22 protein-coding genes are annotated in these 21,606 nt (G+C 37.9%); 19 read left to right on the top strand and 3 right to left on the bottom strand.

What is annotated here, in order from left to right; translation table 11 throughout:
• The first annotated feature begins 73 nt into the window (after positions 1-73).
• The 9 genes from SFU91_11560 to SFU91_11520 all read left to right on the top strand — a co-directional run bounded on the left by SFU91_11560 (position 74) and on the right by SFU91_11520 (position 8,987).
• Entirely contained in the window at positions 74-283 is a 210-nt protein-coding gene (locus SFU91_11560) for a hypothetical protein (protein MDX2129659.1), read from the top strand.
• Entirely contained in the window at positions 280-2,469 is a 2,190-nt protein-coding gene (gene cas10, locus SFU91_11555; GenBank protein MDX2129658.1) for a type III-A CRISPR-associated protein Cas10/Csm1, read from the top strand. Before SFU91_11560 ends, cas10 begins: the two co-directional genes overlap by 4 nt.
• Entirely contained in the window at positions 2,469-2,927 is a 459-nt protein-coding gene (gene csm2 / locus SFU91_11550) for a type III-A CRISPR-associated protein Csm2 (protein MDX2129657.1), read from the top strand. Before cas10 ends, csm2 begins: the two co-directional genes overlap by 1 nt.
• 14 nt (positions 2,928-2,941) lie before the next feature.
• A complete protein-coding gene (gene csm3, locus SFU91_11545; protein ID MDX2129656.1) occupies positions 2,942-3,892 on the top strand; it encodes a type III-A CRISPR-associated RAMP protein Csm3 in 951 nt (316 codons plus the stop codon).
• 12 nt (positions 3,893-3,904) lie between these two features.
• The gene (gene csm4 / locus SFU91_11540; GenBank protein MDX2129655.1) at positions 3,905-4,942 is read left to right on the top strand and encodes a type III-A CRISPR-associated RAMP protein Csm4; all 1,038 of its coding nucleotides are present in this window, start codon (positions 3,905-3,907) and stop codon (positions 4,940-4,942) included.
• 3 nt (positions 4,943-4,945) lie between these two features.
• Entirely contained in the window at positions 4,946-6,793 is a 1,848-nt protein-coding gene (gene csm5, locus SFU91_11535; protein ID MDX2129654.1) for a type III-A CRISPR-associated RAMP protein Csm5, read from the top strand.
• Positions 6,790-8,196, top strand: a complete 1,407-nt coding sequence (locus SFU91_11530; protein MDX2129653.1) for a hypothetical protein — start codon at positions 6,790-6,792, stop codon at positions 8,194-8,196. The genes csm5 and SFU91_11530 overlap by 4 nt, the downstream gene beginning before the upstream one ends.
• Before the next feature lie 156 nt (positions 8,197-8,352).
• The gene (locus SFU91_11525) at positions 8,353-8,580 is read left to right on the top strand and encodes a hypothetical protein (protein MDX2129652.1); all 228 of its coding nucleotides are present in this window, start codon (positions 8,353-8,355) and stop codon (positions 8,578-8,580) included.
• Positions 8,577-8,987 (top strand): PIN domain-containing protein, encoded by a 411-nt coding sequence (locus SFU91_11520; protein ID MDX2129651.1) that lies wholly within the window; start codon positions 8,577-8,579, stop codon positions 8,985-8,987. The genes SFU91_11525 and SFU91_11520 overlap by 4 nt, the downstream gene beginning before the upstream one ends.
• Before the next feature lie 152 nt (positions 8,988-9,139).
• On the opposite strand, the gene SFU91_11515 is transcribed toward SFU91_11520, so the two are convergent.
• On the bottom strand, positions 9,140-9,406 hold the full coding sequence (locus SFU91_11515; protein ID MDX2129650.1) for a hypothetical protein: 267 nt from the start codon (positions 9,404-9,406) through the stop codon (positions 9,140-9,142).
• Between the two features lie 301 nt (positions 9,407-9,707).
• On the opposite strand from SFU91_11515, the gene cas6 reads away from it, so the two are divergent.
• The 3 genes from cas6 to cas1 are packed head-to-tail and all read left to right on the top strand — an operon-like array spanning position 9,708 to position 13,046.
• A complete protein-coding gene (cas6, locus tag SFU91_11510; protein ID MDX2129649.1) occupies positions 9,708-10,496 on the top strand; it encodes a CRISPR-associated endoribonuclease Cas6 in 789 nt (262 codons plus the stop codon).
• Positions 10,497-10,526: 30 nt separating this feature from the next.
• Complete coding sequence (cas2, locus tag SFU91_11505) at positions 10,527-10,823, top strand: CRISPR-associated endonuclease Cas2 (GenBank protein ID MDX2129648.1); 297 nt, start codon at positions 10,527-10,529, stop codon at positions 10,821-10,823.
• 12 nt (positions 10,824-10,835) lie between these two features.
• Entirely contained in the window at positions 10,836-13,046 is a 2,211-nt protein-coding gene (cas1, locus tag SFU91_11500) for a CRISPR-associated endonuclease Cas1 (protein ID MDX2129647.1), read from the top strand.
• A gap of 91 nt (positions 13,047-13,137) precedes the next feature.
• Here the strand turns inward: cas1 and SFU91_11495 are convergent, their stop codons facing one another.
• Positions 13,138-13,416 (bottom strand): hypothetical protein, encoded by a 279-nt coding sequence (locus SFU91_11495; protein ID MDX2129646.1) that lies wholly within the window; start codon positions 13,414-13,416, stop codon positions 13,138-13,140.
• A gap of 447 nt (positions 13,417-13,863) precedes the next feature.
• Between SFU91_11495 and csm6 the strand changes: the two genes are divergently transcribed.
• Positions 13,864-15,069 carry a CRISPR-associated ring nuclease Csm6 gene (csm6, locus tag SFU91_11490; GenBank protein MDX2129645.1) on the top strand — a complete coding sequence of 402 codons (1,206 nt, stop codon included), beginning with the start codon at positions 13,864-13,866 and terminating at the stop codon, positions 15,067-15,069.
• Here csm6 and SFU91_11485 read toward each other — a convergent pair whose 3' ends face one another.
• A complete protein-coding gene (locus SFU91_11485) occupies positions 15,070-16,209 on the bottom strand; it encodes a DUF1887 family CARF protein (GenBank protein MDX2129644.1) in 1,140 nt (379 codons plus the stop codon).
• Between the two features lie 81 nt (positions 16,210-16,290).
• Here SFU91_11485 and SFU91_11480 point away from each other — a divergent pair, with 81 nt between their 5' ends.
• From SFU91_11480 to SFU91_11455, 6 genes are all read left to right on the top strand, one after another.
• The gene (locus SFU91_11480; protein MDX2129643.1) at positions 16,291-16,503 is read left to right on the top strand and encodes a hypothetical protein; all 213 of its coding nucleotides are present in this window, start codon (positions 16,291-16,293) and stop codon (positions 16,501-16,503) included.
• Between the two features lie 163 nt (positions 16,504-16,666).
• The gene (locus SFU91_11475) at positions 16,667-17,887 is read left to right on the top strand and encodes a hypothetical protein (GenBank protein ID MDX2129642.1); all 1,221 of its coding nucleotides are present in this window, start codon (positions 16,667-16,669) and stop codon (positions 17,885-17,887) included.
• Between the two features lie 32 nt (positions 17,888-17,919).
• A complete protein-coding gene (locus tag SFU91_11470; protein ID MDX2129641.1) occupies positions 17,920-18,840 on the top strand; it encodes a hypothetical protein in 921 nt (306 codons plus the stop codon).
• Positions 18,841-18,853: 13 nt separating this feature from the next.
• Entirely contained in the window at positions 18,854-19,747 is an 894-nt protein-coding gene (locus SFU91_11465) for a hypothetical protein (GenBank protein MDX2129640.1), read from the top strand.
• A 509-nt stretch (positions 19,748-20,256) separates the two neighbouring features.
• Entirely contained in the window at positions 20,257-20,898 is a 642-nt protein-coding gene (locus tag SFU91_11460; protein MDX2129639.1) for a hypothetical protein, read from the top strand.
• A gap of 132 nt (positions 20,899-21,030) precedes the next feature.
• Positions 21,031-21,567: a hypothetical protein gene (locus SFU91_11455; protein MDX2129638.1), complete on the top strand. Its 537-nt coding sequence runs from the start codon at positions 21,031-21,033 to the stop codon at positions 21,565-21,567.
• Positions 21,568-21,606: the final 39 nt, after the last annotated feature.

The raw sequence follows: 21,606 nt of genomic DNA, 5'->3' as shown, positions 1-21,606 counted from the left end.
CAATTGTAAAATTTTAAACTTAAAATACGGTCAACAAAAACCACTTTGTTTCAACATTAAATGTGATGCCCCGATGAGCAATCAGCATTTCCTAACTTTCAATACATCAATTTCGGATTTCCCGATTTTTCACCAATTCAATAACGAGAATTCCCATACTCAAAACGGCTCAATACATGAGTTTTTTGTCTTATCGGGCGATATGTCGGGGATTCAAGATTTTATCTTCAACATTGCAACCGACCCGAAGGTCGCGCGCTCGCTGAAAGGACGGTGCAAATGAACCTGAACGAATTGATAAAAAAAGCAAATGAAATTTTTGAGAACAAGGCTCAACTTAAGCCGTTGAAAAATCCGTTTGGAGGAGAAACATCTTTTGAACCCGTTCAGCTTGATTTCAAAACAATCAACTTTCCAAAGCCCATTCCGACAAAGTCGCAGCTTCCGAACGACCAAATCAACACATTACAAGATGTTGAACAATATGGGTCGTTTATCGCCAGCGAAAAAAGACCGACAGTGTCGCTGTATGATGCGCTGAAAACCGAAGCCGCCATAAACGACTGTAAGGAAGAAGGAGAAAAAAATAACCCCTTCCTGCTTGTCAGCGCGGATTTTTCAGGCATTCAAGACACGGTTTATACCATTTCCTCAAAGGGCGCTCTCAAAACGCTTCGCGCCCGCTCATTTATGCTCGAACTGCTTACGGAGCATATCATTTATGAACTTGTTGGCGACAACCGTTATCAAATCATTTATTCAGGCGGCGGCGGGTTCAGTTTGCTCATGCCCAATATGCAATCCCATCGTGATACTGTTAATAATTTCCGTGAAGTATTAAATAAATGGGCAAAGCAGGAATTTTCAGGCAAGTTTTTTATCGCGCTTGATGCACATCCGTTTTCAGACATTTCAAAATTTGCGGAGGCACGAAAAGCGCAATCCGAAAACTTGGATAAACAAAAACGCCGAAAGTTTTTGAATCAATTGGGTGGTTTCTTTACGCCGCAAATGCCGAAGCAAACAACCGTTCAAACGGAATGCCAAATCACGAGGCGGGATGACTTACCTCCTACAGAAATGTTTGCTCTTCCTGACGATGTTGTAAAGCCATCAGAAAAAATATCAATGCAGGATGTGCTTAATAAAAAAGAAAAACGAAAATCACTTGAGGACTATACTTGGGCATCTGAAAGTTGCTACCATCAATTTCATATCGGGGATAATTTGATTACAGCCAAGTATATCTATCGCTCAGATGTCACACCTGATTCAAATAAAAATTATTTTGAATTTCCGAAAAAAGATTCCTCATCAGCTTATTATTACATAGACGGTAAGTCGACCCAAAGTCCTCGCTGGAAAATCAACGGCTTTGAAGAAGGCTGTTATCCACTTTTCTATGCAAATTATGTCAGAAAGCACGGCGACCTTTCCGAAAATGCTAAATCCACTGAACTGAAAGCAATTCACGATGATGTTAGAAAAATAGAACAAAGTGACGAAATCGAATATGATACCGCCACATTTGAAGGCTTAGCTGCAAGTTCTTGCGGTGCGGAACTCATCGGAGCTTTACGAATGGATGTGGATAATCTTGGAAAAAACTTTCAAGACATCGAAACCCCGCAAGAGCTTTCACAAAAATCACGGCTTCTTAATCTTTTCTTCAAAGGTTATTTGAATCAAATCTGCAATGGAACTTTCAACGGGGTTGAACAAACCAACATTCTCGGTAAAGATTATTCAAACGGGCGAAATGTTTCTGTGATTTACGCGGGCGGCGATGACCTTTTTATCATTGGGGCGTGGGACGAAACCGCTGAACTTGCCTTTGATATTCAAAAATGTTTTCACCGCTTCACGGGAGGCGATGCCAATCAAATTTCAAATCGTCTGGGAATTTCCGGCGGACTAACGCTTCATCATCCAAAATTCCCACTTTACCAAATGGCGAAGAAATCGGGCGAGGCGGAAGGCGTAGCGAAGAATGATAAAGATAAAGGCGAAAGTAATCCCCATAAAAACAGAATAGGTTTATTTTTTGATGATAACAAAGCCCAACGCCAAAACCGCCTACTCAAAAAAGAAAGATATATGCTCTCAATGAAATGGCAACTTGCAAACCAATTTCTGCTACAGCTGATGAAAGTTTATGCCAAGTGTGGTGAAACCAAAAATGCAAATGGAAGAATCGTATTTGAAGTAAATAAATTCAGTTACTCAACCATTGAAAAATGGTTCGCAATTATCGAAAAGCATCAAGAAACGGGAAAAATGCACTTGCCTACTATGGCACGGGTTCTCAAACAAGTTGAAACTCAAATTTCAAAATACTCTGAAACTCATCCAAAGCTTTTCACGGATTTAACCACATACATTTATGCCAATGATCCAGCCAAACAAAATTGGATGTCTCATTTCCACATTGCTCTTAACTGGCTTTCATACTTAAGGAGGACTAAATAATGTCAAATGAATCATTTGATTTCACCGCTGTATTTGGGACATTACCCAAGTTAGATGATGTGAAAAATGCAATCCAGAATTGTCAAAAATTTAGCGAACTCAATGATTCAGATTTGTTGCCGAACTATGCGGCTACTGTCGCTAAAACGATAAAAGTTACATCTACTCAACTAAATCGTTTTTACAGATATGTCAAAAGTATTGAACAGGCCAATCGTATGAGCAACCCTGATGCAACAACTGCCAACGATGGATTTATTGATAAGCACAAATTGAAATTCCTATTACCAAAGATAGCAGGCAGTTCTGAGCGAGACAGTCTGAAGGAACTCTATGAAATTTTTGCCGTCTCTACGCCTAAAATTAAAACGGTTTCAGATTTAAGAACATTCGTTGAATTTTTTGAAGCGATTCTTGACTACCACAGCACATTTGACACCAAAAAGAAAGATAAATAAAAAAGGAGACCATTATGTCCAATACAAATACAACTCGCCAAATCAAATTACTCGGCTATATCAAAATTTCAGGTACAATTAAAGCTATTACTGGCTTGCATATCGGCGGAACAGCCGATTCAATTGACAAAGGAGGAATTGATAATCCTGTAATAAAAAATCCTGTTACCAACGAACCCTACATTCCGGGAAGTTCGTTACGAGGGAAAATGCGCTCTCTCTTAGAGAAGAAAACTACAAAAGTCTTTTCTCCAATGACAAATGAAATTTGGATGGAGATGTATGATGATAAAAACTATAATCAGAATAAAGCGCAATCCACAATTGACGCGATGAGTTCAGAAGTCTGTCGCGTGTTTGGAAATTCTGCCTCTTATGAAAGTGTACCCTCCGTTTTGGTCGTGCGCGACGCACTTTACACGGATACAACGAGAAAATCATTTATGGAAAACAATTTGCCAAAAACCGAAGCAAAAATGGAAATTGCCGTTGACCGTATTACCGCACATGCCTTACCCCGCACGATTGAGCGCGTACCCGCAGGGGCGGAATTCGGCTTTGAAATCATTTACAAAATACAAGAAATGACATTTGCAACTGATGAAAAAAAAACATCATACCAAATATTTAAGCCAAGTCAATCTTCAATAAAAAAAGATATTGAAAATATTTTATGGGCATTAGAACAAATTCAAGAGCATGAAGGACTTGGCGGAAACACTTCACGCGGGCACGGTCAAGTGAAATTTGCACTTAACCCATTAAAATCAGAGACTTTTGGGGCTATCAAAGAAATTCAAGAATCGGAGGACGAGATAAACAAGAAACCAGATGAAGAAAAAATAAATACGCCAAGTGATTCAAAAGAACAAGGAAAATCGACTACAATTGATATTGTCATAAAACAAATTCAAATTCCTTCATCTTTAAAGAAAGATGAAGGAAAAGATAAAAAAGCTGCTTAACCTTGATTTGCTATGAACACCTACTTTGTTCCGCTCTATTTCAAGCACGCACTGCACATTGGTGCAGCGAATGCGGCTATAGGTATTGAAGAAACGCAAGATTTTATCCATTCCGATACGCTTTGGGCGGCGATTTGTAATCACTGGGCGATTTTAGGAGAAGTAGAGGGAATTTCTTTTGATACTTTTCTTAAGTCATTTACTAATGGAAATCCTCTATTCAAAATCTCATCGGCTTTTCCCTTAACCAAATCAGGGTCAGAGTATTGGCTTCCAAAGCCGCTTTCTGTCCCATATTCCTTTACTAAAATCAACCCAAATAGAACCATCGAAATTGAACAATACGGGAAAACCGTGAAAAAAACCCGTTTTATTACACTTGAAGCATTCAAAAATTGGATAGAATTCAATGCAGATAATGTAAGCGATATAGGCGAAAAGCCAAAAGGAATTTCAAGTGGTGCAATTCGTCCGCACAATACGCTCGATAGAATCTCGATGGCTTCGCAACTTTTTTATTCAGGGATTACTTACTTTGAAACTCACGGAAAAGATAAAGCCGGTTTATACTTTTTCCTAAAGGCCGATGAACAGACAAAAAAAGCACTCGAAAAGATTTTTGAAATCATCTTTGAAACAGGCGCAATCGGTGGAAACCGAAATATCGGTTTGGGCGGACTTTCGGAGAAGCCGATTTTGGTTGGTTTAAACCAAGTACCGCCTGAATGGAATTTATTAAACGGCGTACCTGAATCAAATGCGTATTGCTTGCTCTCGCTATGCTGTCCAAAACCTGATGAACCCTATCAAACCTCCGTTGCTCACAACCTCATTTTGAGAAAAGGCTGGACAGGCTCGCTTTCCGTTGGCGCGCAAGTGAAACGCCAAACCGTTTCAATGCTTTCCGAAGGGAGCGTATTTCAAAAAGAACTGATTGGAAAATTGGTTGACATTACACCACAAAACACGCCAAAATGGGAAGGCTTTCATAAGGTTTATCGTTATGGCTACGCTTTTTCCGTGCCGCTCAAACTCAATTTGGAGGATTAAATTATGGCCTACAATGTGGAATCTGCAATAATTGAACTTGAAACCCTGACGCCTCTTTTTATTAAAGGCAAAGATGTGAACTATGGGGAAGGTTTCTTGAAAGTAGACGATACTTTGTATTCAGTGAATAATGATGAACTTTGTAAATTTATTTATGAATCCACATTTGACGAAACAGGAAATAAAAAGCTAAGCTATGACTATGTAGAATGGTATGAGAAATACTTTGCAAGGGGTAATTCATTTGATAACTCGCAAGTGTTTGGCAATTTTTGCAATACTTTTGGACTCAATTATAATGAAAAAGTCAATCGCGATAGAGATACCAAAGAATTTTCTCTCTTCAAGGAAATGTCCCTTCAATTCTTTTTGGAAAATGTCGGACTTCTAAAAGGCAGCATTGAACAAAAAAAAGAGATTGCAAAAAATATTGCCAAAGGAATAACCTACATTTCCGATGGAAATAAATTTGTACAAAATGGAAACGGCAAACACTTTATTCCCGGCAGTTCAATAAAGGGCGCAATACGAAACGCAGTTCTTTGGAAAATTTTATCCGATGCTACAAAAAATACTTGGCTAAATGGATTTGTAACTTACAATTTGACTGCCGCTTCAAGATTACGTGATAGCGATAAAAAAAAATACAAGGAGCATTTCTCAAAACAGCCTAACAATCTTGACGAGAAAGTCGATACTAAAAGCTTTACGGAAATCAAGCCGAATAAAATAATACCTAAAAATGCTACTTCAGAAGAACAAACTTATTTAGGAGAATTTAATCAACGCTGGCAGTCGGCGAACGAAACGTTACGCGATTTCTTCCGCATCGTTAAGATAAGCGATGCAAATTTTGATGGTAATGTAATTTTGAAAAATGAAAAAGCGAGAGCAGTTTGTAAAGATGCAAACGGGACACCACCTAACAACCAATCTTATCAAAAAAAATTTGATATAAATCTTCAATGCGCTCCTGCAAAAACAAAAGCGCGATTCAAAATTTCTATAGACCTTCAACTTGCCTCAGAATTCTTTCCAACCGGTGTTCCTTTTTATTTGCAGTCTGTTCTGAATCTCCTGAAAACTGTTGATGAGTTTTTCAGAGCCGTTGCGGACTTTGAGGAAAAAGACTTTTATCTGGGGCTAACAACAATACCAAACGATGTTAATCCAAACGATAAACGCACCGCGAAATTGAAAGTTTATACAAATCAAATTTATTCACTTTACCAAAATAGATTTGGCTTAACACCTGAAAGTGTCTTATTCCGCACCGGTTGGGGCGGCGGCTTTATGAGCAAAACGCAATTTCTCCATCTCACAATGCCACAGCGAGTAAGGATAAGAGACTTAGTGAGACACAACGGGTCGCCAATCGCACCCAAATCACGCTGTCTGATTGTTGAAGGGCAGAATGCAATTGCGCCGCTTGGTTGGTGCAAAATCACCATTCTGCCAAACGGAGAACTACCTGATATCAATCAGGCAAAAATTGCAGTTACGAATACCCCACTCCCAGATGGCAATGAAAAAAGGGAAAATACTTCATTTCATCGTGGTGGTTTTCAACCTAAGCCTGCAACCGAAAAAGAAATTGCTCAATCAAAAGCAGAAGCAAACAAAATTTTGAAACACGCCGAAAAATCAAAGCCAAGAATTGTTTCTTATAAAAAAGGTGATAAAATTGAAATGAAGGTAATTAAAACAGTTAACTATAAGCCAACTACTTTGGAGTATGAAGGAAATTCGCTCTTCGTAGAAACTAATAAAATGAAGAGGGAGGGTGAAATAGTGGCAGTTGAAATTTTAGAGGTTAAAGATGGAAAAATCACAAAAGTAAAGATTTTATGAAAGCGGATATTCTCAATAAACGCAAACAGTGGCTACCTGAATCTGAAAATGATGGGTTAGATAAATGGACGAAAGAGGCGGATAAATCAACTGATTTTTCAATTTACTTCGGCATAAAATTAACGGGAATTAGATATGAGAAAGATGAGCAAAATAACAATGCTTACTTTAAGAAATCTCTTTCTTTATTCAAAACCGTTCTTTCCCGGCAAAAAGCAAATAATGCAAGTGGCTTACCAGTATTGAGTCTTGCCAACAGTTTTGATGCCCTCATAACGATTGTGGGCTTTTCTCCCGAACCGCTTTTACACACAATTCTCGCACTTTCTCCAAATTCCGTCTATCCAATCGTTACAAAAGAAAGCGCCGCACATTACAAGGTAATGAATATTCAACCCAATACACCTTTACAATGTTTTGAAAAAATTTTTGAATTATACAAAGACCCCTCACAAAACATTACGGTTAAACCAATATCTCGTGCGGTTGAATCAATCGGTTCAATAGATACCTTCAAGCGTGTTCGAGAAATCATTGCAGAAATCAGAAAAGAAAAATCAGATGCCAGAATCGCGCTTGATATTACGGGCGGGAAAAAATCGGCAGATGCTTCGGCGTTTTTAACCGTAGCGATTGAAAAAGACATTGATATTTTTTATGTGGATTTTGAAGAATATGCAGACGGGAAACCCAAATGCGGGACAGAATTTCTCAATAAACTTGAAAACCCCTACGACCTTTACAATATTGACCTTATCACACAAGCAAAAGAACTATTCAAGAATGGTAACTACGCCGCCGCTCAACAGCTTTTTGAAAAGGCGAAAAATAATCTTGAATCAAAAGCCAAACAGTTTGGACTTACTTCGGAATTAGAAGCGATTGAAAAAATGTATTCGATTTCCAAATGCTTACAACTTTGGGACGCACTTAATTTTGATAATATTAAAGAACATACTGAATTTCTCTCTGGCGATTTAATATCTTTGCTTAAATCTATTCTCAATGATGATCCTTATTATTTTGCATTAAATTTAATTATTGATGCTCGAAGGTATATTGAACAGGCTCGTTACAATGATGCTACTATCAGACTTACACAATCAATGGAGCATTTGTTAACTACTGTTATAGAAAACAACAATGATCCATCATTCTGTGATTATATCAATGCAAAAAAAGAAATATATCAACCAGATTTAATTAATAAATTACATAATCTCAGAATAAGGCGAAATTCTATGGTTCATAAAACAAACCCTATTGGAAAAAAAGCTGCCGATGAATTTTATAAAACGTGCATATCAGTTTTAAAATTTGAATTTCCTAGGAATAAAATAGATGATGATTTAATTAAATTTTCATTTCCTAAAGAATTTAATATAGATGGAACATTAAAATGATTCTCAACGCAACAAAAATTATTTTGCTCTGAACCAAATTCTTGAACCGCACGCCGTCGTTGCCGAAGAGAGCAACCTGACGATAACGGTTGAATCGGAAAGATTGTAATCTTAATTTTTTTGACTATACTTGGAAAATAATTAACCAACCTAACTATGGATGCATTCGATGTTCAATCTACCGACAAAGAAATCATCATTCGCTTGAATAAAACGGAAATTCCCGTTATGGAAATGATAAATATCTTAACTCGGCTTCGTTTGGAGTATGTAGCGCAAAAATCAGAACTCACCCCCGAATCGGTTCAGCGCATCGCCGATGAAATTGATGAGGAATGGTGGCAGAAAAACGGCGAGAATTTCCTAAAAAACATTAAAAAGTGACGGTGATTGTTGATACAAATATTTTATTTTCAGCACTGCTCAAAGAAAAATCACGATTGCGAGATGCTTTCTTCGAGAAAGGCATATCCTTTTACGCGCCGAATTATTTATTTATCGAACTGTTTCGTTACAAAGAGAAAATTTTGAAATTCGGAAAATTGTCCGACACCGATTTTTATGATGCATTTAACGGACTAATTGAAAAAATTCAGTTCGTCCAAATTGAACTTATTTCCACTGAGAACCGCCAAAAAGCGTATGACCTGTGCCGTGAGGCAGATGTAAAAGATACGCTGTTTGTTGCACTCACACTTGAATTGAACGGCATACTTTGGACGGGAGATAAGAAATTAAAAAAACATCTTTCCGAAAAAGGATTTACGCGCTTTTTTATTGCGGCGGTTTAATAGTATTAGGACTTACGCAGATGTCATTCTGAGCGTAGCTAAGAATCCATTTCTATTGTGGATTCTTCTCCCGATGCCGAAGTATCGGCACAGGCTGCGTCGGGACAGAATGACAATGACAAAATTCGTGTTTTGCGTAAGTCCTTTCATACTTAATTCAGCATCGAGACTGTAATCATCGTAGCAAACCCATAAATCGCTTCTTTATCAGCGTTTAAGCCGCCGCACTTCCAACGAATAATTTCCCGCCGTGAGACTCGCCGGATTATTAAAGAGCAGAAGCCCTTCCGTCCGTCGTGCGATGCTCGTGACTTTGGTTTCGGTGCCGTTGGCGGCATATAGAATATGCCCTCATTGGGGTTTTCGAGTTTGAATTTCAACTCCTCACCTGAAATCTGACCGATATCGCCCGTCTTCACTAAACTATTGGTAATGTTCTTGGCAATATCAAAATATTCTTTAATTGAGGGCGAAATGCAGAAGGGTCAAAGTGCAGAACCAAGGTCGCCGAGCGAAGTTTGTTTAAGGCCGCCGAGCGAAGTCGAGGCGCCGAAGTATCGAGGCTCTTTACGGTTCTCTCGACTCCGCTCGAGAACCTTATTTTATCGCTCCGTCACGGAGATCCCAGAGCGTAGTCGAAGGGCCGAAGTGACGAAAGACTCTTAACATTTCTTATTTTTAACCCTCAAAAACACTATCAATATTCATCCATTCTCTCCAATGCGCTTACTCATTAAACTCACGCACCGATACCGCACGCTCCAACTCCCCATTGATATGAATACCTTTCTGCTCGGCTATATTTACCACACCCTCGAAAAAGGCTCACCCACCTTTTCCGCCGAACTTCATCAAAGCGGGGAGTTCAAGCACTTTACTTTTTCAATGCTCCAATCGCTTGACCCCAATCACCGCTGGGTTTTAGATAAAGAGCGCGGCAGCATCAGAACCACTTCACGTCAAATCGGCTTTTACATTTCGTCTCCGAATGAAGAATTCATCACCACTCTTATCACAGGATTTTTGAGTCATTCCAAAATGGAACTTGCCGGTGTTTTCTTTGGATTGGATACGGTTCAAGTCATTGACCCACCTGTGTTTCAAGAGCGGATGAGCTTTACGATGCTTTCCCCTCTCTTTCTCTCCGAGCGGCTGAATGGAGCAAAACATCAAACACACCTCACGCCCGAAAGCGCCAATTTTGAACAAGCTTTGCTTCTTAGTTTGATTCGCAAATATGAATCTCTGTTGAACCGCCCCTTCTTAAAGGTGAATTCGGACACAAAAACCTCGCTTCGCTTTGTGCTTCCCGAAAAGCGTCCGAAGTCGATTGTGCGGTTGGTTACGCTCAAGACTGAACACGCTGCGCCGATTCATAATCGATGCACCTTTACGCCCTTTGAGCTTCACGCACCCACAGAGTTAATTCAAATCGGGTATGAATCAGGGTTTGGGGTGAAGTGCTCGCAGGGCTTTGGAATGGTGGCAGTTAAAGGAAGTTCGGAGTAAATATTTAGGAGACAAAAAACGAAACCACGTATGAACTTTTATGTGATTAGTTACGATATCGAATCCAATCCCATTCGAAACCGAATCTTTAAAACCTTAAAAGATTTTGGAACGCCCGTGCAGAAAAGTGTTTTCGAGTGTTTTATTCCCTATCTCGCGTTTCAACAGCTTCGTTCGAAACTCACCAAACTTTTGAGCAGAGGCGGAAAAAACGATTCGATACGCTATTATTCCTTTTGTGAAAAATGCGTGGCTTCGGTAATTATTGATACGCCGGAGGGAGCAAATCACACATTTAAACCCGATTCTCCCTTTTTTATTTCTTAAAAGAAAAAAGAAATGGGTTGGCTTTATTCGCAAATTATTTTAGAAGAAACACTTTCCAAGGCTTGGCAAAAAGTGTCTTCCAACGACGGCCGGCCGGGTGTCGGCGGGTTTTCGATCGATCAATTTTCGGAAAAAATGCCGGAGAGCTTGCGCGAGTTACACCACCTGCTTCAAACCGGTAGGTACAAAGCGCAAGCACTCCTAAAAATGGTGTTTCAAAAACCCGATGGAAAAGAGCGGATTCTCCTTATTCCAACCGTTCCGGATAGAATTGTTCAAACCGCGGCCACGATTGTCTTAAACCCGATTCTTGAAGAACAACTTTCAAAATCGTCGTTTGCTTACCGACCCGGTCTTTCGCGGCTCAATGCCGCCGATGAAATCGAAAAACTGCGCAACGAAGGATACCTTTGGGCTTTGGATGCCGACATCACGCGCTTTTTTGATTCGGTTGAGCACGACTTAATTCTCGCTCGATTTCAAGAATTCTTCCCCGATGATGACCTGCTTTTCAAACTGATAAGTGAGTGGCTTAAAGCCGATATTGTTTACGGCAGCGAAAAACGCATTCCTAATCCGATTGGACTTCCTCAAGGCGCACCCATTTCACCACTTTTGGCAAACTTGTATTTAGATAAACTTGATAAACGCCTTGAAGCGGAAAATTTCAAAATTATTCGATATGCCGATGACTTTCTCGTACTCTGCAAATCAAAGCCCCAAGCTGAAGAAGCCCTCAAACTGACGGAATCGGTTTTAGCGGAATTGAAACTCAATCTTCACCCCGAAAAAACGCGAATCACGCACTTTTCAGAAGGGTTCAAATACCTCGGGTATCTCTTTATTCGTTCGTTGGTTTTGCCAACCAAAATGCACGGCGAAAAATGGTATGATAAATTAGGCCGATTAAAACTGCGTAAAGTTATTCCAAAACCGCCATACCCCGAAGCCGATATTCCCGATGAATACAACCACCCTGAAAGTCATTTCTTTAACCTTGAAACTGACGACGGAAAAAAAATTGAAGTAACCGAGGCCACACTCCTGCAAACCGAATTTGGCCAAAAGTTATTGGAAAACTTCAAAGGAAAACCTCTACAGCTCGATGATTTCCTCTCCAACTTGCAAAAGCGTGAGGATGAACTCGAAGAAACAAAACTGAATGAATTAAAAAAACTGTATTCTCCATTCTTAAGAACGCTCTACCTTCAAGAGCAAGGCAGCCTTTTGCGGAAAGAAGGGGAACGCTTTTTGGTTGAAAAAAGTAGCATGAAGCTAACCGAACTGCACGCGCGCAAAGTGGAGCAAATTATTGTTTTAGGGAATGTCACTCTTACAACTCCGGCAATTCAACATTGCCTTCAAAATCATATCCCGATTGCGTATTTATCGCAAAATGGATATTACTTTGGCCGGCTTGAAGCAACAACTGCCGATAACACCTTATTTGAGAGAGACCAATATCTTCGTTCACTTGACGAAGAATTTTGTTTCGATCTCGCTCGCCGAATGATTTCCACCAAAATCTCAAATTCCCGCACAATGATTCAGCGCCGTAAAACAAATGGTTGGGGAAACTTACCTGAATACCGCGAGCACATTGAAACATCACTTGTTTTGCTAAATGAATTGGCACATAAAGCTGAACGAACGGATTCTTTTGATTCTTTACGTGGGTATGAAGGCAAAGCCGCTGCGGTCTATTTCGATATATTCGGGCTTCACTTTAAGCGAGAATCGGTGTTCTTTCAGCCTAATTTTCGCCGTGTCAAACGCCCACCCACCGACCCGGTAAATTCATTGCTTAGCTTTTCTTATACTTTGCTTCATTCCAATTTATATTCGCTTTGTAAAATTCACGGGCTTTCTCCGTATTTTGGATTCTTTCATACCGAGGAGCGGGGAAACCCTGCCTTGATTAATGATTTAATTGAAGAATTTCGGTGTGTGATGGATTCACTTGTGATTTATACTTTGAACCGCGGGTTGATAAAAAACTCGGATTTTTATTATCAAAAAGATGGGTCAGGGTGTTTTTTAAGTAATGAAGGCCGAAAGCGGTATTTAGAAATTTTTGAAAACCGAATGGCAGAAGAATCGGTGTACAAAATCGCCTCGGTAAAATTAAACTTTAGGCGGATAATGGAAGCACAGGTAAAACAGGTAAAAGCGGTGATTGCTGGAAAGCGTCCGTTTTATGAACCTTACAGCCTTCCCTTCTAAAAAAACTAACGGTTGAATTTATCGGGAGTTAACTAAAATTGCTTAAAGTGTTTCGGATTGGAAGCCAATGAATGCTCGGGAAAAACGCTATTTAACGATAAGAAAAATGACCTATACACCGAGTTGCTTTATGAAAAAAGCCTTTTTTTTGTTTTGCTTTGGAAAACTGCCTGTAAGGGCTTAATTTTATTGGGGTTGAGCGTGGGGCTCTCCCCACATTCATTGAACTCTTTGAGAATTGCGACTCTTGAACTGAAATGTGCTCATATCTAAGTCCAAGCTCCCCACATTCATTGAACTCTTTGAGTATTGCGACTCGGTCGGGAACAAGTCTTTGCAAGAGCTCAGCCCCGCAACTCCCCACATTCATTGAACTCTTTGAGTATTGCGGTTTCTCTCGACTACGCTCGAGAACCTTAATTCAAAAATGATTCGAGAACCTTAATTCAAAACAATTCGAGAACCTTAATTCAAAACGATTCGAGAACCAATTTTATCGCTCCGACACGGAGATCCCTGAGCGAAGTCGAAGGGTCGAAGTGAAGAGAGGGGGTTCGACATTTCGACAGGCTCAATGCTTCGCTCACCCACCTCCCTTCTTTGGTCGCCGAGCGGAGTTTGTTTAAGGTCGCCGAGCGGAGTCGAGGCGCCGTCCTGCAGAACTAAGGTCGCCGAGCGGAGTCGGGGCGCCGAAATATCAAGGCGTCGAAATGCCGAGGGGTCAAAGCACCGAGAGAACTGTATGCAAATTGGAAGGTTTCAATTTGTACTGTTGTTTTACTAACTTTGCTTTTCTTTATCAGTAAACCTAACCCTTATGAAAAAGAAGAAAGCACCCTCGGTTCAACAGTTAGAATCAGTTCAGCCAAAACTCATTTGTCTTGCGGGGACTTCGCCACAAGTCATCACCGAGACGCTTTATGTTTATTCCGTTCTTCAAAATGTTCAATTTTCGGAGTTGCATATTCTTACAACAGCAAGAGGAAAAGGGACAGTGGAAGCGGCACTTCTTGGCGAATTAGGGATGCTCATGAAAATGAAAAATGAGTACAGTTTGACCTTAGAGCCGAGTCATGTTTGGGTTCACGCGGTGAAGAATTCCGAAAATAGTGAAATGGAGGATATTCGAAATTCTACGGAAAACGAGATTTTCGCCGATTTTTTGTTTCATTTTATAAGAGAACACACTTCTCAAAACATGCCTCCGGTTTATTGTTCTCTTGCAGGCGGAAGAAAAACGATGAGTTCTTTTATGATGATGGCACTAAATGTCTTTGGTCGAGCGGGCGACAGACTTTCACATATTTTAGTTGAACACCCGCAGTTGGAAAGTAATAATGATTTTTATTACCCTACCAAAAATCCACATTTAGTTACAGGTAAGAGAGGAACCGAAACTTATGAGATTAAAGACAGTTCAGGAAATTCGATTGATGCCCAGAAAGTAAAACTCGAATTGGCGGAGTTACCTTTTGTTCGTTTACGGCCGATTTTAGAAAACGGTGGGTACAACTTCAGCACAATGAGCTATCACGATTTATTTAATACCGCTCAATTGCTCATTGGCGAAGATTCGGGTTTGCCCGAATTTTTCTTTGATTTCGATAAAAAAAACGCCCACAAAATTCCTAAAGCTCATATTGCCGGAAAGGATTTAAAATTAGCCCGTTTAGAATTTATTTTATTTGCGTTTATTGCCAGTCAAATCAAAAAAGGATTAAAAGAGGTTGATTTTACACATTCAACGCATAAAAATAAGATTAAGGACGATACTGCTGAAGAAATCAAAAATTGGTGTATCTCTGAACTTAAATATGACACTAAAGATCCTTTTATTACCAAATTAACCACTCATAGTTTAACACCGGCAACAGTACGATCTTTGATTTCTAAAATAAAAACAAAAGTTGGCCGTATTATCTCTCCTGCCCTTTTATCGTCAAAATATGTTCCTTATAACGCTAAAGGAAAAGGATTAATTTTTACGATTTCTTTACCTCCGGGAAAAATAAAATTTATTTGATTACCGCTGGATATCACCTAATTGGCAAGGATTATTTAGACTATTTTTTATCTGTTTCATTCCTTCTATTAAATTGATTTTATTCATAGAAAATTTTCTCATTTTAGAACTTTTTCCAGAAATAGGAATAGGGTAATATGAAAGCCAAACCCCTTTTGCATAATCGCCGCCATACATCTTTGCAACCGAATGAAATTTATCAATATCGGTTGAGTTAAAATTACCCGACTTACATTCAACAAAGGTGGACTGCCCTTTATTAATCGCCACGACATCACATTCATTCATTACATCATTTTCGGAACTCAGAAACCGCAACCCGATAGTAACATCATCGGCGCAGCGAGAATCATAAAATTTATTAAAAACATATTCTTCGAGCCAGCCTCCGCTGAAATATTCTATTAATTGGGCGCCTGTATTAAAATTTGCACTCTGGGAATTAAGTTTTACTTGAAAACCCGACATATTTTTAGAGACCATACTATTCCAAAAATTTTCTGTAATAAATGTACCGATCAACTTTTCATAATTGTTCGCAGTAGAATTCTTTATTCTAAATTGAAATACTTTTGAAAATAACTTATTATGAAAAATTGCGGAATTTCTAATGTTTTCATAAACAAATTCTGTAAACGCCTTTCGAGTTTGTGCATTGGTTTCCAAAGACTTGTTTCTTTGAACACTAAATCCTTTAAGGGCAAAAAATGCCTCAATCGTAAACTTCACCGAAATAGGTATTGAAGGCTGAGGCAATGTACCTAACGTTGTAAGGAGGGATGATGATCGGGGTTCTAAATAAGCAGTTCTTAAATCTAATTCGCGAGCAACTTCAAATGCGGCAAGGCTCATAATTTTCGTTCCACCTGTATAGTTTATCCAAATTTCTGAACCCTGATGTTCATCCCTTAAGGTTTCAACTTTCTTTCTAATGTCTTCTCGAGTTTGAGCAAAATCAAAGGCGGGGGTTTCTTGTACACTTGCCGAAATACCATTGACGCCAAGCGCGTCTATTAAATTTTTTGCTTCGCGATTGGTATCCGGTGTTCGAAATAAAACTGAGCGCGTAGCTTCCAATTGCAAGGGTGTAAGCAAATTTGGGTCGAGTTGACCGCCAACAAGACTAATGACAATCTTCATAAGAAATATTTCTTTTAATGCCGTTTTATAAGAGAGTGCGTATTATTGAAAACAAATTCTTCAATTTTATATTAGTAATATATGGTAACGATTTCAGTTTTTGAAAAGAGTAGCGGAAAACCGCGCAAAGGGATAAAAGTAACGATTGGTTGGGCGTGGGGTATGCAAGATTCCCGAACCGACAACGCTGGCGATGCACATTTTGATCACGACAGTGGACAAGGGAAAGTTTATATAGATGGCCGCGAGCAGTATAAAGGGCGCATATCGGGTCGTGTTATAGTTTATACGTAGTGGCCAAGAAATATTTCTTTTTTCCTCTATCTATTATAACTGGGATAAATTCGCATCACTTTCAAAGTAACATTCATTCACAGGTAAAATTATGAACAGCACCTCTCACATCAACGGCAACGGTAATCACACTTCTTCTTCAGAATCAAAAACCAATCCAACAATGCTAAACAACTCATTTACCCCTAATGCTTTATCGGTATCAGAACAAGAAGAACTACGTTCAAAAGGTTTTCAAGATTGTGGTAAAGAAAACGGAAATCCTGAGGTTATTCAAAAGTATTTATCTGTGATGTATGATTTGTTTTGCAAAAAACTCACCACCCTTGCCAACGATGTTAAAAGTCGTATTTCAGAGCTTCAAACAACCATTTCTACAAAACGCTCTCGCATTTCTTATCTTGAAAAAGATGTTATACCCGTAGCAAAAGACAAAATCGCTAATCTTAAAGGTGAATTAAGTGATATTGAAATTAACCCAAAGAAATTTGACTTAGAATCTTCCTTTGACCCGGTTAAGACGGGCTTTATTCTCTTTATGTTTATTTTTGTTACCTCATACCTATTTACATTTTATGCTTCAGCCATATATATGGCGTTTTTGATGGATATTTCCTCAATGTTAACAACCAATACCGAAACTGCATTAATAGCACTAAATAATCAAGTGTTTAATCCCAAAACTTTTATTGAGGCAAATAAATCCGGTGGAGGTGCTTTATTTTTTGTTTGCTTTTTTCCGTTTGTAATGATGTTAATGGCTGCCTCACCTTACTTTTCAAGATCAAACGGATTTAGAAAGTATTCCTTATTAATTATAGCCCTTATAGTTGATTTTTTTCTTGCTCTCAAAATAACCGAGAATGCTTACACAATTAAATATTTGATGGGGTTAGTAAAAGATAAATGGATTTGGACAATGATATTTAGTGATTCTAATTTTTATTTGGTTCTTTGCGCCGGCTTTGCTGTTTATTATGTATGGGGATTTGCTGTAGGTGAATTGCATCATCAATCAACCCTTTTCCGTCACTTAAGATTTGCAAAAGAAAAGCGCGCAGCTCAATTATTAGAATTTGAGAAGGATTTAGCATCTAAATTAGATGAAGTAGCAGAACTTAATACAGGTATATTGAAAGACGAGTTTATGATTAAGAAGCTTGGTTATGAAGAAGGTGCTGTATTAATAAACATTTCAGAATTGAATGCTTTTTTAGACAGCTATATCACCGGCTGGACAAGTTATATTAATTCTAAATACTCGGACAGTAAAACTGCAAAGCCCGACTTAGATAGGTTAAATGAATTGATACTGAAATATAAGTCGTATCTCAATAAACGCCTTACCGATACCGATTATATTTCATCGCAATTCTCTAATTAACGATAATCTCTTCAATATAAATATATACGAAAATGAAAATGACATCTATTACAAAGAATTACCTCGCAATGTTAGTGTCAGGACTTTCAATTATTTTATTAAGCGCTTGCGGGGAAAGTGAAAAGCAGGATTCGGATAATCAAATGAATACTGATTCACTTACTCAAAAGCATGTCAATATGGTTGTTGCCCTTGATCTTTCTGATCGTATTTCACCTAAAAAGAATTCTGAACAAGCCGTTATTGATAAATCTTTGATTAATGCATCGTATCAATGTTTTTTAATGGAAGTCCAAAAAAAGTACTTCATTCTTTCAAAAGACAGATTTCGATTACTTTTCTTTTCACAACCCGAAAACGCTTATTCTTCTCAAATACTCTTGATGAATGATAGCCTTAACATCAATGTTGAATCAATTTCACTTTCTGATCGGCGCGATTACGTACCGGGCTTTGGGAAAGTGCTTTCTCGCCAAGTTGATCTTCTCTATACTCTCGCTCAAACGAGCCCGACTTATGCGGGAGCAGATATTTGGAGTTTTTTTGCTCATGAACTTCAAGGGTATACGGCACCAAAAAACTCTAATTTTAGAAATGTATTAATTATTCTAACAGACGGATATTTACAATTTGAAAATAGATATTCCAGTAAAAGAGATTCTCGAACCTCGATGAATGTTGCAAAATACAGATCATTAAAAAATTGGAAACCTGCTTTCGAAAAGGATGGCGGGCTTCTCCCCGCAGGTAATTTTTCAGAATGGGAGGTTATCGTGATGGAAGTAACTCCGGCACTTGAAGCCAATACAAAGGAGCTTGAAATTTTGACTCTTTATTGGAGTAAGTGGTTCGAAAGTATGAATATAAAAAGACATAAAATCATTTTTTCTAAAGAATTACCTGAACAAAGTATTGCACAGTTAGTAAAATTTATTGATAACCAGCAACCCTAATTAGTAAATACAAATGCCAAAAATCATTATTGAACGCGGAAGAACAATTGAGTTTCAAGAATTACCAAATTATTCAATTGCACTGGATGGCTATGTTCAAGGGCCTTGGATTGATAACAAAAATAACCGTTACTCCTTTGACCATCATGACCTTTGTATTCGTCATGCTACGCGTTCCAGTTGTGAGCAGGTTTTAGACGCACTTTTATTGGGTTTCGACCCTCAGGAATTTAATATTTATATCAATGATATTGATGGGGACACTGCTTTAACTGTATGGCTTTTGTTAAACCCTACGCATATTTTTGAAAAAAGAGTTCGAGAATTGGTGGAGGTAGTTGGCAAAGCAGATGCATACGGTCCTGCTTATCCTACAAGTAATTATGAACTTCTTACATATTTTCGAAAGGAAGCAATGAAATCGGAATATGAATCTAAAAGAAATAAATTATACCAATCTGCCGATTTAAATAAGCTACTTGATGATTGCTTAGAAGGAATATCTGCACTAATTTCCCAAAATACCGATTTTAATTCAACTGAAGAGGAATCCGTAAAATCTTATCAAATTACTTATAAAAATGATTTATTTGTAATGGCCCTTTCAGATGATTTTATTTTTGACGAGCTTTATAAAAATGGTTTCAATCGAGCGGTTTGTTACAAATATTTAGCTGATGGATCAATTGCATATACGATTGGGAAAAAGTCGGAATTCGTTTCTAATTTCCCTATCGGTCCAGTAAGCGAAGAAGGAACCATTCTATACACATTGAATAAATTAGAACCGGGTTGGGGTGGTGGTTCAACTATAGGAGGAGCACCAAGGTACAATAATGGCTCGAGAAGCATTCTCAAACCTGAACAAATTATTGAAATAATAAGAAACGTATTAAAAAGTAATTAACTAATACCTTAATCATAAATTTTTACTAATACAAAACTTTTAATGTGCTGCACTATGAAGAATAGGATTTAGTAAATAATTAAGTGAAAGATAGTAAAAAAGGAAATGATTACAGTTCACAATTCATCATTATAAGTTCACTGCTGAGATGGCATAGAAGTGTTTATTATTATTGAAACAAATTGTACTCACTTTCACACACCCTGTTCTTTCCATTGCTTTTTCAACCCAAACTAAAAGAAGCACTATGTTATTCAGCTTTGAAAAGATTACCCGGATTCGTGAGCTTATGACCCAAATACAATAATCCTTGAGTGACCGTGTTACCAAAACGATCAGCATGATTAATACACCAAGTACGCTGCAAAGGGAGCGCGTGATTCGTCGGAAGAGATTATTCGGATTGCTCTTTCAACTTCTGAACGGGCAACCTCTAATCGACTCGTAAGCACTTCGCGAATTGGAATAACAGTTCTTTCTTAACCCTAGCTAAAAAAGGAGACAAAATTATGTTTTGGTATGATGAAGATGATAGTGATTTTGAAGAGATGGATGATCTTGATCGGTGGTATAAATCTGCAAGTAATACACCGGTTTACGAGATTATCATTGATGATATTGTCATACAAAATGAGAAAAATGCGTTTGATTATATCCGGCAATCGATATACCCCATTCGCAAGTATGAAATTAGAATATATAATAATGATTATGGGTCAGTTTACAGAACTCTTTCGAAAATATTTAGGAACTTTTCAATTAATGTAAATTCAGCTTCAGGTAAATTCAGGACAAACGATTGTCCTTTTGCGTGCGCATTATTAGCAAATTCTAACAAAAAAGTAATTGATATTTCATCGGATGGAACTGGCAAAATTCGACTTAATTTATTAGCATTCAAAACCTTTTTTACAAACTGCCTTGAAGCAAAATTTATCAAGGATAAGCAGGGGGTAATTTGGGGGCATACATTATCAAGTACAAATCATCATAATGTGGAAGTATTTTCTAATCATGTTAAATATAGCGATATCGAAAAAATGGCTGAAATGCTCACTATTGAAGAATTCTATCATCTACCGGAAAAATGGTCAATACCGGAAAAAATGCGATTACAGATAAACAGAATTAAGCGAAAAATAACTTCTTAATAAAACTAATTTTTATAGAAAAGATTTCATTAAACCCTTTATAAGTCGATTATGATCCTTACCAAATATCATCTCAAAACCTTCGAAAATCATACGATTGAAGTCTTTCTCGACGATCCGAAGTTTTATTTGATGGAACTCTTTGAAAATGACTGGGGAGTATATCTCCATCCCGATGCCACACAAAATGATGAAGAAAGTTATCGGTGGAATGTCGCTCAAATTACAGCATTAAATCTTATGAAAGATTCAAATCATTTTGCGAATGTGATGTCAAGGTTAAATGATCAAGAGTTGAAAGAACAGCAATATATTTGGATGAGGAAGGTTGTAGACGTATTTCAGGAGGAAGCGGAATACTATTTTGATATGCTTAACTTTGACAAACAAAAACCTGTATTAGTGTATTATGAAAAATTAAAAGGTTATCCTTACAAGATGGAGAGCGTTGATATAAAAGAAATTATTGAAAAATTTATAGACGCTCATAAGAACGGGTTTTTAATTGAAATTATGCATTCAAAAGAAATAAATAAATACTATTTAACAAAAATTTGGGATTCGTATGAATGGTGTTTAGCGCATATCTATGGAATCAAAGAAGCCAATGAATTAATTGATGAAATAAAACCCTTTTACAATCAAATATTTAATAGTTATTATTTTTAATTTAATTATAATCTTACAAATTAATTAGATTTCAAAGTT

It is taken from the genome of Chloroherpetonaceae bacterium (assembly GCA_033763895.1).
Lineage (GTDB): Bacteria > Bacteroidota > Chlorobiia > Chlorobiales > Thermochlorobacteraceae > JANRJQ01.
This window is presented reverse-complemented; position numbering and strand designations above follow the sequence as displayed.

What these genes read in the sequence shown, in the direction of transcription:
- SFU91_11560 (MDX2129659.1), top strand. Translation starts at nt 74, where the DNA reads ATGAGCAATCAGCATTTCCTAACTTTCAATACATCAATTTCGGATTTC.
- cas10 (MDX2129658.1), top strand. Translation starts at nt 280, where the DNA reads ATGAACCTGAACGAATTGATAAAAAAAGCAAATGAAATTTTTGAGAAC.
- csm2 (MDX2129657.1), top strand. Translation starts at nt 2,469, where the DNA reads ATGTCAAATGAATCATTTGATTTCACCGCTGTATTTGGGACATTACCC.
- csm3 (MDX2129656.1), top strand. Translation starts at nt 2,942, where the DNA reads ATGTCCAATACAAATACAACTCGCCAAATCAAATTACTCGGCTATATC.
- csm4 (MDX2129655.1), top strand. Translation starts at nt 3,905, where the DNA reads ATGAACACCTACTTTGTTCCGCTCTATTTCAAGCACGCACTGCACATT.
- csm5 (MDX2129654.1), top strand. Translation starts at nt 4,946, where the DNA reads ATGGCCTACAATGTGGAATCTGCAATAATTGAACTTGAAACCCTGACG.
- SFU91_11530 (MDX2129653.1), top strand. Translation starts at nt 6,790, where the DNA reads ATGAAAGCGGATATTCTCAATAAACGCAAACAGTGGCTACCTGAATCT.
- SFU91_11525 (MDX2129652.1), top strand. Translation starts at nt 8,353, where the DNA reads ATGGATGCATTCGATGTTCAATCTACCGACAAAGAAATCATCATTCGC.
- cas6 (MDX2129649.1), top strand. Translation starts at nt 9,708, where the DNA reads ATGCGCTTACTCATTAAACTCACGCACCGATACCGCACGCTCCAACTC.
- cas2 (MDX2129648.1), top strand. Translation starts at nt 10,527, where the DNA reads ATGAACTTTTATGTGATTAGTTACGATATCGAATCCAATCCCATTCGA.
- cas1 (MDX2129647.1), top strand. Translation starts at nt 10,836, where the DNA reads ATGGGTTGGCTTTATTCGCAAATTATTTTAGAAGAAACACTTTCCAAG.
- SFU91_11495 (MDX2129646.1), bottom strand. Translation starts at nt 13,416, where the DNA reads ATGAATGTGGGGAGTTGCGGGGCTGAGCTCTTGCAAAGACTTGTTCCC.
- csm6 (MDX2129645.1), top strand. Translation starts at nt 13,864, where the DNA reads ATGAAAAAGAAGAAAGCACCCTCGGTTCAACAGTTAGAATCAGTTCAG.
- SFU91_11485 (MDX2129644.1), bottom strand. Translation starts at nt 16,209, where the DNA reads ATGAAGATTGTCATTAGTCTTGTTGGCGGTCAACTCGACCCAAATTTG.
- SFU91_11480 (MDX2129643.1), top strand. Translation starts at nt 16,291, where the DNA reads ATGGTAACGATTTCAGTTTTTGAAAAGAGTAGCGGAAAACCGCGCAAA.
- SFU91_11475 (MDX2129642.1), top strand. Translation starts at nt 16,667, where the DNA reads ATGCTAAACAACTCATTTACCCCTAATGCTTTATCGGTATCAGAACAA.
- SFU91_11470 (MDX2129641.1), top strand. Translation starts at nt 17,920, where the DNA reads ATGAAAATGACATCTATTACAAAGAATTACCTCGCAATGTTAGTGTCA.
- SFU91_11465 (MDX2129640.1), top strand. Translation starts at nt 18,854, where the DNA reads ATGCCAAAAATCATTATTGAACGCGGAAGAACAATTGAGTTTCAAGAA.
- SFU91_11460 (MDX2129639.1), top strand. Translation starts at nt 20,257, where the DNA reads ATGTTTTGGTATGATGAAGATGATAGTGATTTTGAAGAGATGGATGAT.
- SFU91_11455 (MDX2129638.1), top strand. Translation starts at nt 21,031, where the DNA reads ATGGAACTCTTTGAAAATGACTGGGGAGTATATCTCCATCCCGATGCC.